Source organism: Deferrisoma sp., assembly GCF_054681715.1.
The window spans coordinates 1-10,166 of sequence record NZ_BAAHFQ010000106.1; the positions used below are offsets into that span (position 1 = coordinate 1).

9 protein-coding genes and 1 tRNA gene are annotated in these 10,166 nt (G+C 68.6%); 2 read left to right on the forward strand and 8 right to left on the reverse strand.

Going from position 1 to position 10,166, the window contains the following annotated elements; all coding sequences use genetic code 11:
- Positions 1-525: IS66 family transposase (locus ACY0I8_RS13080; RefSeq protein ID WP_461395100.1), on the forward strand; the 525-nt coding region annotated here is incomplete at its 5' end.
- 118 nt (positions 526-643) lie between these two features.
- Here ACY0I8_RS13080 and ACY0I8_RS13085 read toward each other — a convergent pair.
- From ACY0I8_RS13085 to ACY0I8_RS13095, 3 genes are all read right to left on the reverse strand, one after another.
- A tRNA-Met gene (locus ACY0I8_RS13085) sits at positions 644-720 on the reverse strand.
- A gap of 190 nt (positions 721-910) precedes the next feature.
- A complete protein-coding gene (locus ACY0I8_RS13090) occupies positions 911-1,798 on the reverse strand; it encodes a sigma-70 family RNA polymerase sigma factor (RefSeq protein WP_461395101.1) in 888 nt (295 codons plus the stop codon).
- 165 nt (positions 1,799-1,963) lie between these two features.
- A complete protein-coding gene (locus ACY0I8_RS13095) occupies positions 1,964-2,455 on the reverse strand; it encodes a cytochrome P460 family protein (protein WP_461395102.1) in 492 nt (163 codons plus the stop codon).
- Positions 2,456-2,583: 128 nt separating this feature from the next.
- Here ACY0I8_RS13095 and ACY0I8_RS13100 point away from each other — a divergent pair, with 128 nt between their 5' ends.
- A complete protein-coding gene (locus tag ACY0I8_RS13100) occupies positions 2,584-3,453 on the forward strand; it encodes a YitT family protein (protein ID WP_461395103.1) in 870 nt (289 codons plus the stop codon).
- Between the two features lie 106 nt (positions 3,454-3,559).
- Here ACY0I8_RS13100 and ACY0I8_RS13105 read toward each other — a convergent pair whose 3' ends face one another.
- The 5 genes from ACY0I8_RS13105 to ACY0I8_RS13125 all read right to left on the reverse strand — a co-directional run bounded on the left by ACY0I8_RS13105 (position 3,560) and on the right by ACY0I8_RS13125 (position 9,824).
- Positions 3,560-3,847: a hypothetical protein gene (locus ACY0I8_RS13105; protein ID WP_461395104.1), complete on the reverse strand. Its 288-nt coding sequence runs from the start codon at positions 3,845-3,847 to the stop codon at positions 3,560-3,562.
- A gap of 252 nt (positions 3,848-4,099) precedes the next feature.
- Positions 4,100-7,084 (reverse strand): cytochrome c3 family protein, encoded by a 2,985-nt coding sequence (locus ACY0I8_RS13110; RefSeq protein ID WP_461395105.1) that lies wholly within the window; start codon positions 7,082-7,084, stop codon positions 4,100-4,102.
- 18 nt (positions 7,085-7,102) lie between these two features.
- Positions 7,103-7,525 (reverse strand): hypothetical protein, encoded by a 423-nt coding sequence (locus tag ACY0I8_RS13115; protein ID WP_461395106.1) that lies wholly within the window; start codon positions 7,523-7,525, stop codon positions 7,103-7,105.
- An 80-nt stretch (positions 7,526-7,605) separates the two neighbouring features.
- Entirely contained in the window at positions 7,606-8,463 is an 858-nt protein-coding gene (locus ACY0I8_RS13120; protein ID WP_461395107.1) for a cytochrome c3 family protein, read from the reverse strand.
- Between the two features lie 17 nt (positions 8,464-8,480).
- Positions 8,481-9,824: a hypothetical protein gene (locus ACY0I8_RS13125; protein WP_461395108.1), complete on the reverse strand. Its 1,344-nt coding sequence runs from the start codon at positions 9,822-9,824 to the stop codon at positions 8,481-8,483.
- Between the last annotated feature and the right edge of the window lie 342 nt (positions 9,825-10,166).

Below are 10,166 nucleotides of genomic sequence, written 5' to 3' on the forward strand. Positions count from 1 at the left end.
CATTGGGCGTTGGCGCGGATTCGGAAGCTCTACGAGATCGAGCGCCGGGCCCAGGCGAAGGGGCTTACGGGGGAGGCGTTGGTGCGGGAACGGCGGGAGCACGCGGTGCCGGTCTTGAAGGAGCTGAAGGCGTGGCTGGACGACAAAGTGCTCCGGGTGGTGCCGAAGAGCCTGCTGGGGAAGGCGGTGCACTACACGCTGGGGCAATGGCGGCGGCTGGTGGTCTACGTGGACCACGGGTTTTTGACGCCGGACAACAACCTGGCGGAGAACGCGATCCGGCCGTTCGTGGTGGGGCGGAAGAACTGGCTGTTTAGCGCGACACCGGGAGGAGCGAAGGCGAGTGCGGCGCTCTACAGCCTGATCGAGACGGCGAAACTCAACGGGCTGGAGCCGTACCGGTACCTGAAGCACGTGTTCGAGCGCGTGCCGGTGGCGACGAGTCGGGAGGAGTACCGGGTGCTCCTGCCGCAGCACATGCCGGCAGACCTCTTGGCCCAACTCGCGCCGGGGGGCGGTTTATAAGGCGCTTAGGATCAAGGGTAGCCGTTGAGCTTCCTTGTTGGAAATAGTGTTGGAAAGGCGGCGGGGCGAACGAAAGAACGGGCACCTAGGATTAGCCCTAAGTGCCCGTCGTCTTTGCTGGTAGCGGGGGCAGGACTTGAACCTGCAACCTTCGGGTTATGAGCCCGACGAGCTACCAAATTGCTCCACCCCGCGACACGCAAGCCGCATTATACGCACCGGCCGGCCGGTGTCAACCCCTGGTGAACGCTTTTCCTTGACCGGGCCCGCTGGCCGCTCTTAACCTAATTGTTTCCCCCGGCGGCCCTCGGCCCGCCCCCGTCGGGCCCCCTCATAGGAAAAGGGGCCCCTGCGAGGCCCCTTTCCCAACACGCCCCGGCCGGCGCTAGGCCAGGTCGTGGAACCCGACGCCGTCCGCCTCCAGCGCCTGGCGCATCTTCTCCAGGGCTTCCACCTGGATCTGCCGGATCCGCTCCCGGGTCACCCCGAAGATCTTGCCGATCCGCTCCAGCGTCATTGGTTCCCCGCCGTCGAGACCGAATCGCAGGGTGAGGATCTTCTTCTCCCGATCGGTCAGCACGCCGATCTTGGCGCGTACGAGCTGGACAACTTTCTCGCGCAGGAGGCCCTCGGTCGGGTCCGGGGCGTCGGGGTCTTCCAGCTTGTCCTGAAGGGTGAAATCCCCGTCCACGTCCAGCGCCTGGTCCATGCTCAGCGTGCGCCGCTGGATCTTGAGGAGCCGGTCCACGTACTCCGTTCGGAAGCCCGTTTCCTCCGCCAGTTCCTCCACGGTGGGCGTCCGGCGGAGCGCCCGCGTGAGGCTCTCGGTGACCCGGCGCAGGCGGTCGAGGTCGTCCGACACGTGCACGGGAAGCCGGATCGTCCGGACTTGGTTCGTGAGGGCCCGTTCGATGGACTGGCGGATCCACCAGGTGGCGTAGGTGGAGAACCGGCAACCCTTCGAGGCCTTGAACCGTTCCACGGCCTTGATGAGCCCCACGTTCCCCTCCTCGATCAGATCGAGGAACGGCAGACCCCGGTTCACGTACCGCTTGGCGATCTTCACCACAAGCCTGAGGTTCGACTCGATCATCCGGCGGCGGGCCGCCTCGTCGCCCTTCTCGATCCGCAGCGCCAGTTCGATCTCCTCCTGGGGGGTGAGGAGCCGGGTCTTGCGGATGTCTTTGAGATAAAGGGCCATGGAGCTGGCCGAGGCGTGGGGGTCGCGGCGTTCGGAGGGGGCGGGCGTGCTGGCCTGGGCTTGCGGACTCATCGACGCGCTCCTTTCGGGAAAAGCGATACGAACGAGTCCGCAATATAGCGGTCCGGTGCCCGCGGCCGAAGGGGGGGAGACGGCGTTTTACCCGATCGGGCTCGAAAGATACCCGAACGGTCTATAATCCGGTACCCGTTCGGTCCCCGCCCTGTCGCCGGGCGCCTACGGGGCCCACCGGGTGAACACGAAATCGTGGTCCTTGACGTTGGCCTCGTGGCAGGGAAAGCAGGTTTCGTAGAGCATCATGTCCCCCACCGGGGTTCCGTCGGGCCGGAACCGGCCGAATCCCCAGCCCCCGGTCTTGGCGAAGCGCTTCGTGTCCTTCTCCATGATCTCCACGCTCACCGGCTCCCCCGGCACCGTGGCCGCCTCCCACTCCGGGCTCTTTTGGGCCTTGTAGACGAGTTTCGCGATCTTCGAGCCGTCTGGGAAGGGAAGGGTGCCGTTGCGGTACGCCTCGGCCATCACCGGGTTGGCCAGCATCATCCGGATGTGACCCTTGTCGGTCCGGAGGCTCGGCGCCACGGCGGTCCAGGTGCGGTAGTCGGCCGGGAGTTCCACCCCCGTGGGGGCGGTGGGCCCGCCGGCGCCGGCGGGAACGGTCCAAAGGAAGGGGGCGGCCAGGGCCAGGAAAACGCGCGTTGTGGGGCGCATCCGGTCCTCCTTTCGTCGCGGTGGCGGTGATAGGATGTGCCGAGCCGAGCCTATCTCCGCGCGAATGGGTGTCAAGGCCGCGGAGATGCCGACCCCTTCGTGGGCGGTTCGGCGAAACGGAGGCCGAGATGGGAAGATCGGACGTCGTGTGGGAGGCGGGGGAACGCCTTTTCCAGAACCTCGCGTTTCTCGCCGCGGGAAGTGCGCTGTGCGCCCTGGCCATCAACGGGATTCTGGTGCCCCACGGGTTTTTGAGCGGGGGCGTGGCCGGGGTGGCCCTCGAGATCCACTACCTGGTCCCGAAGATACCCGTGAGCTGGGCCTACCTGGCCCTCAACGTGCCGCTCTTTGCCGTGGCGTGGCGGTTCGTGGGGCGGCGGTTTTTCCTCTACAGCCTGGTGGGCGCCGTCCTGTTCACCCTGGCCTTGGACTGGATCCACTGGACCGTGCCGGTGGAGGACCGGATGCTCGCCGCCCTGCTGGCCGGGATCCTGAGCGGCGCGGGGTCCGGGTTGATCCTGCGTTCCCGGGGGTCGGCCGGGGGGACCGACGTCCTCTCCGTCATGCTGTACCAGCGCTTCTCCGTGCGGCTCGGCACCACGGTGCTCGTGTTCAACGCCGTCGTGCTCGGGGTGGGGGCCGCGATCTTCGGCCTCGACCCCGCCCTGTACACGCTCGTGCACATCTTCGTGGCGAGCCGCGGCGTGGACCTGGTGGTCACAGGGTTGAGCCAGCGCAAGGCCGCTTTCATCGTGTCCCGGCGGTGGGAGGAGATCCTCCGGCATGTCCTGGGCGAGATCGGGCGGGGGGTCACGGTGCTCGAGGCCCACGGCGGATACACGGGGGAGGAGGAGCACGTGCTCTACACCGTGATCACGTTCCGGGAGTGGCCGCGGCTCAAGCGGGCCGTGCGGGCCATCGACCCGGAGGCCTTCGTGGTGGTGACCGACACCCTGGAGGTCCTGGGCCAGCGCATCGGAAACGAGCCCCACTGGTGAGGAGGCGGGGAGGCTCGGATCCCGCCCCCTCGGAAGTCGAAGGCGGCCTTTTCGGGGGCCGGACGCGTCGGGACATCCGGGGCGCGTTCGCGCCCCGGGTGGCTGTTCACGCGCCCGGCGCGGCTTCCACGATGCGCCAGCCGACCCGTCCGTCTTCCTCCATCCACACCTCGTAGGTGACTTCCTCCCGGCTTTCCAGGAGTTCGGCGGCCTGTCTCCGGAGCCTCGGGAAGTCGGCCGTGGCGAGGAACCGGCCCAGGATCTCGACCCTGCGGCCCGACTCCGGATCCGGTTCGGCGTCGGCCAGGAGCCGTGCGGCGGCCTCCCGGTAAGCCTCTGCGGCGGCGTGCTGGACGCACCGATCCTTGCGGGCCCTCAGGACGACGGGCCCCACCCTTGACCTGGTTTCCCCGTTTTCCCTTTTCACGGAATCCCTCCCGGGCGCCTGCGGGGCCCTACCACGCGGGAACGTGACGGCCGGACCGGGGCGCGGTGTGCGAACTCCTAGCGGAAGTCCCACGGACCTCCCTCGGGTCGCGCGTCGCGGGGGACCGCGGCCTATCCTCGCGCGGGAGCCGGGCAAAAAAAAGGCCCCGGGGGGAGGAGGAACCCGCCCGGGGCGTACGGGGGAATGCGACCCTGTGGATCAGGGTCGGGACAGGGTCTGGAGGAAGCAGCCGGTCGATCCGCTGTCCCCCTCCGGGGTGGGGGTGGGGTGCGGCTCCTCGGCCGTCACCGGCTCCTCGCCCGGCTCCACCGGGGTGAGGCCGGCCAGTTTCGCAAACGCGTGGGCCGCCTCCTCGGTGTGCTCCAGGATCTCGGCCTGGCTCGCGCCGATGAGGTCACCCGGGGTCACCATGCCGGTGGCCCCCACCGTGGAGAAGTCGGGGCTCACGTCGTCCGTGTCGCCGTCGCGGTTTACGTCCACGCCGTGCACGTACCCGATCTCGGGCTCGACCCAGATCTTCCCCTTGGCGACGAGTTCGTCAAAGTTCTCGATCGTCCACGGCAGGAACGTGACCGTGCGGTTCGACAGCCGGGCGTTCATCACCACGTCCGGGTCGCCGCCTTGGACGGGGTTCGTCCCCTGGGCGTGGCAGTCCACGCACTGCGGGGTTTTCCCGGCCGGCACGGCCCCGCCGAGCTTGTCGTAGTCCTTGGCCGCCCCCAACGCCTGAGATGCGGGAAGCACGTTGTGGGTTACGGTGAAATAGTGGGCCACGATCGCAAGCCTAAGGCCCTTGTCGTAGTCGGGGGAGGCCCGGCCCGCGTATTCGTCTTCCTTCTCCAGTACGGTGACGAGGGCCCTGCGCACGAGGTCGAGTTCGGTCTCGTTGGAGATCTCGGGCCGCAGGTCGAAGTTGTCGTCCCACACGATGGTGGCCGGGTCGTAGTCGGTGATCGCCCCGGTCTCGTCCTGGGTGAAGGTGCTCGAGCGGAGCACGATCCCCATCTGGTGCCGGCCGGGCATGACCTCCCGGGACACGGCGCCCGCCAGGATCGAGTTGAGTTCGCGCGGGGCCAGCACCCGCATGCTGGCGGGGTCCTCCGGCTCGTAGTAGACCCAGGTCACGGCGGCCACCGGGTTCCCGGGGTAGATCTTGATCTTCCCGTCCCGGTCGGGCTTCTTGTAGAGCACCGGGGTGAACTCGAAGTAGCTCTTGCCGTTGGCCGTGGCGAAGAACTCCCCGATGCTCTCCGGCGAGAAGTTCCCCTCGGCGTCCGGGGTGGGGATCGTGGCCGAGCCGTCCGGGTCGGTCATCAGGGTGTAGAACATGGCGTAGGGATCCAGGGGCCGGTCCGCGCCGAACCCCGGCGTCTTCCCTTCCAACTTCAGCTTCTCGGCCACCAGGGGGTCGGGCCCGTTGGGGTCGAAGTAGGCGATGGAGGTCACCACGTCCATGCCGAACAGGGGGTTCGACTGACCGGCCCACTGAAGCCCGCCGATGCCGTAGAAGGGCGCCGCCGCGTAGTAGCCCGGCTGGGGGTCCTGGATGCCGAAGGCGCCGAAGAACGAAAACGGCACCATCTGGCTGACGTCGCCCGGGTCGGCCGGGTTCGGCATGAACCGGGAGTCGAAGTTGTAGGTGAACCCCATGGAGTAGTCGAAGGCCCGGAACGGCCAGTAGCGCTTGTAGGGGATGTGGCAGGTTTCGCAGGCCACGTGCTCGAAGTGGTCCGCCACGATCTCCTCGGAGCCGAAGTTGTCCCGGTGGGCCAGGGTCATCTGGTCGAGCCCGTGGCAGTCGGTGCACACCTTGACCTTCTGGAAATCGAGGTCGTTTCGCACGGTGCCGCCGGTGTCGATGCCCTTGCCGAAGTTGTGGTCGGGCGCGGCCGGCCCCTCGGCCTTGGTGGCATGGCAGTCCACGCACTCCACCCCCCGGGCCGCGTGCACGTCGTACCCGGCGAGATCTCCGAGGCTCTTCTCCCCCCGCTCCACCTTCTCCAGGGCCAGGTCGTAGTTGAGTTCGTCCTCCTCGTACTTCATCTTCCAGAAGGTTCCCCGCTTGGGGATGTCGGCCTTCATGCCCATGACGTCGGGCCGGATGTAGAGGCCCTCGTTCTCCGGGTCGCGGAACCCCACGTGGCAGCGGCCGCAGATGAGGTCCCACTTGTGGCTGCCGGTGTCTTCGCTCGCCAGTAGCGGCGCCTTCGTGCCGCCCTGGGCCGCGAAGAGGGCGAGGTCGTCCGGGTCGTAGTAGGTCTCGACCGTGAAGTAGTTCTGGACCTCGTCGGGCACCTGCCCGAGCGTCACCCCCGGCTTTTTCACCAGCTTCACGTAGGCCAGGGGCACGCCGTCGCCGTCGAGGTCGAGGCCCATGAGGCCCCCGGTGGCCGCGTACTTGAAGTAGTACCCGAGGAATTTGCGGCTGCCCCACACCTTGTCGCGGTTCGCCGCCGTCACAACGTTCGCGGCCGGGTTGTAGGCGTTGTGCATCTTGAACCCGCTCGTGCCCCCGGCCTCGTCGGGCTTCCCGCCCTCCACCATGGGGACCTTGACCGAGTCGCGGGTGCTCGCCACCGGCGAGTTGGGCGCCGCGTAGAACTTCCCGCCCTCGAACGTGCCGGACAGGGGGCTCGAGTACCGGTCGATGGAGAACACCTCGTACCCCTCGGGGACCTCCGCGGCCGTCGGATAGCGGCCCACCGAGATCGCCAGGATGTCGGCGTAGTCGTCCCGGGCCTCGTTCATCTTGGCGATGACGAAGATCTTGAGCCGGGGCGCGTAGTTCTGGGCGTCGACGCCGTCGGCCGTGTGGAGCCGGTTCTCGTAGGGGTCCAGGTGGCAGGTGAGGCACTCCGCCTCCAATACCCCGCTCTCCCCCCAGTCGTGGAGATGGGGGGCCGAAAGCGCCGGCGAGGGGCCGCCGCCCATGAGGTCGCGGGCCATGTAGAAGGGCGCCGCGCCGATGTCCTCGATGTCGTAGCGGTAGTAGTCCCCGTTCAGACGGCCGAACTCACCGGCCTCAATGGCCTCGCGGTTCTCAGTGAAAAACTCGTCGTACCGGTTTCCGAACCGGTCGAACTCGTAGGCCCCTCCCCCCATGTGGCACGAGGTGCAGGTGGCGATCTCGTCGGCCGTGCCGATGTCGAACCGGGTGTGGTCCTCGTTGTCCTGTGCCGCCAACTGGCGGTACGAGGGCGGTCACCAGGCCCCGAACTGGCCGGGCGACGAGATGTTGTAGAGGGTCGGCAGGGTTTCGAGCACGCCGCCGGGGCCCGCGAGCACCTTCCCCAGGTCGTCGGCGAACCCGTCGCCGTCGGCGTCCACCCGCTCGTCCAGGCCAAGCTGGAAGTGGTAGGCCGAGGTGATCTTCTCGTAGGAATGGCAGAGGCTGCAGGTTTCCTTCGGGCTCATGGGCGGGCCCGCCATCAGGGCGGCGTCCTGGCCGTTGGCCGGAAGGGTTTTCGCGGCGTCGAGGTTCTGCCGCACCGGGTCGCCCACGCCGTCTCGGTCGGCGTCGGCATAGGTGCGGATCTCGATGGCCGGGTGCGCCGCCGCGGGCGCGGCCGCGGCCAGGAGCCCCGGCAGGGCGAGGCTGGTCAGGAGGGTCGGGATCTTTCGCATGGCTCCTCTCCGTGGGGTTGGGTCTGGGGGGCTCGGTGGGCCCCTAGGTTGAACTCGGTGTTTTGGGCCGGCGTCGCGCCTCAGTACCCCTGGGGGTGGCACACGAAGCACGAGGCCTCGGTGCGGGCGTGGCACACCCGGCAGCTCTCCCGCTCGGCCGCGCCCCGGATCCGGTGGCCCGAGGCGAGCCAGCCGTTTCGGGGCGAGTGGCTCCGGGGGGCCTCCCGGTGGCAGTCCGAGCAGAACGTGGCCGTGTGGCACGCCCGGCAGTTGTCCCGGTCGTGCCGGGCCTCCAGGCCGTGGCTGCGGGCCTTCCAGCCCAGGGTGTGGCTCCGGGGTTTCTCGGCGCGGTGGCAGGTGCGGCAGGCGTCCGGGCCGGGGTGGCACAGGCGGCAGGTCGCCTCCCGGAGATCGCCCCGGTTGCCGTGGCGCTTCTCCCAGAGCCCGTCGTGGGAGGCGGGCTCTTGGCCCACCCGGATCCGGCTATGGCAGGTGGAGCACTCGGCCGGCGCCTGGTCGCCGTCGTGGCAGCCCATGCACACGTCCATCCCCGGGAACTCCACCCCGGCCAGGTTCTCCGCCCCGGCGGTGGCGCCGTGGCACCGGGAGCAGTCCACGTCCTCGTGGGGATCGTGGTCGAACACCACGTCCTCGTACGTGCGGCCCCTAGGGGCCTTGGACACGGCGTAGTCCTCGTCCCCGGCCCGGGTGTGGCAGGTGAGGCACGCCTCCGAGGGGGTTTGCTCGTCGATCTCGTGGCAGTCCTTGCAGGGTTCCATCCCGGTGCGCAGCCCCTCGTCCCCCCGGTGGCAGTCGGAACAGGCGGCCTCCTCGGCGTGGAGGGCGTGGGAGAACCGCAGGCCCGTGTCCTCCCGGCACCCGGCGGCGAGGGCGAGGGCGGCGGCGAACGCGGCTATCGAAACGGATCGCAGTCTCATGGCGTGTCCCCTGGGCATCAGAACCGGACCGTCAGGCGGGTTTCCAGCGTGTGAACCTGGTCCACGCCGTAGAGGTCCTCAAGGAGGTCGTCGGTTTCCCGGCGGTAGACGAGGTCGGCCGACCACCGGGACGCGTGGCGGTACCCCAGCCCCAGTTCCAGGCTGTCGGCCACCAGGTTTTCCAGGTCGTTGTTCACGTCCTCGTCCTTGCGGTAGTACGAGGCCGAGGCGACGAACGAGCCGAGGAAGGCCTGCTCGGCGTCCACCCAGTAGGAGAGGCTTCGGGCCTCGTGGCCGGCCAGCCGGTCCTCCCTCCACCACGAAACCCCGCCGCGCACCGTAAATCCCGGGATCCCGGGGTCGAGGAGCCCGAGCCCCAGTTGCACGACGTCGAAGCTCGTGTTCGAGGGGTCCTCGTAGTGGTCCTCGTCGATGAGGTCGCGTTTGGTGTAGGCGCCGCTCAGGGTCACGTGGAGACCGACGGCCTGCTCCACGGCGAGCCGGTACTGGTTGTACGGGCCCTGGCGCTCCAGGCTCAGGCGCTCGAGCCGGTATCGGCCGGGGTCGGCGTCGGCCGTGAAGTCCAGGAGGAAGTCGTCGTCCTCCTCGTTCCCGATCTTCTTGTAGACCGAGGCCGTGACCTCGGTGCCCGTGGGGTCCCACCAGGCCGTCACCGACGCCTCGGCCTCCCGCAGATCGCCGTTGACCCACTCGGCGGTGGCCTTGCTCCACGCCAGGTCCGCGAGCCGGTGCCGCAGGGTCAGCCGGGTGAGATCGTCGAACGAGTCGAGATAATCGGCCCGGGCGGTCACGTTCCACGGAAGACCGAGTTCGACCGCCCCGCCCCACACGTTGTCCTTTTCGAGGTCGTCGTAGTACTGGACCAGCCGTCCCCCGAACCCCTCCAGGGCCACGCGCCCCACCGGCCCCAGGCTTCTCACCGTGAGTCGCGCGGCGCCCCCGTCCAGATGCACGCCTTCCGCGCTTTCCCACGAAAACCGGCCGGCCGTGAGACCCGCCCACGGCGCCGGGTTCACCTCGACCCCCAGGTCGTAGACGAACAGGTGGCGCCCGTTGGGAAACCGGTCCACGGAGGAGTAGAAGACCGAGTCCTCGTCCTCCTGGCCGAGATCCCACCGGAACGCGCCGGCCGCGAACGCCCGGGACCCCAGGGGCAGGCCGTCGGCCTCGAGGACCAGCAACTCGGAGCCGTAGGCGCCCCGATCGTCCTGGCCCGGGTCCGCGTCGGCCCAGGAGGTCCGGAGCTCGGTGCGCGAGGTGCCGGAGAGATCCCAGGCCGCCGCGGGACCGGCTGGGGCGATCAAAAGGACGGTGCCCAACACCAAGAGGGTTCTTTTCATGGCTTCCTCAAGAGCCGGGGTGGGGGAAGGGGACAAGCTCGGAGGGGCACGGGATGCAGACGTCGTGCCAGCGACCGGCCCGATGCCGATGAAGGCGTTGAAGTCGTGAGATGTCGGCCTGTTACGCCTCTCGGCCCGGCGGCCCCGGCCCTGCTGCGGGGGGGAGGATTGTTTCAAGTGTTGCGCACCGCTGAAACACAAAGAAACATTTGGTGAAAAATTGCACTAAGCCTGCGGCGATCTCCGTAGGTATTCCTCTAGCGTCGACCGGAGAATGGCCGTCCTGACGTGGAACGGTGTGGGAGACGGCGCGGCTAAAGCCCGGGGCCCTCCGCGCCGATC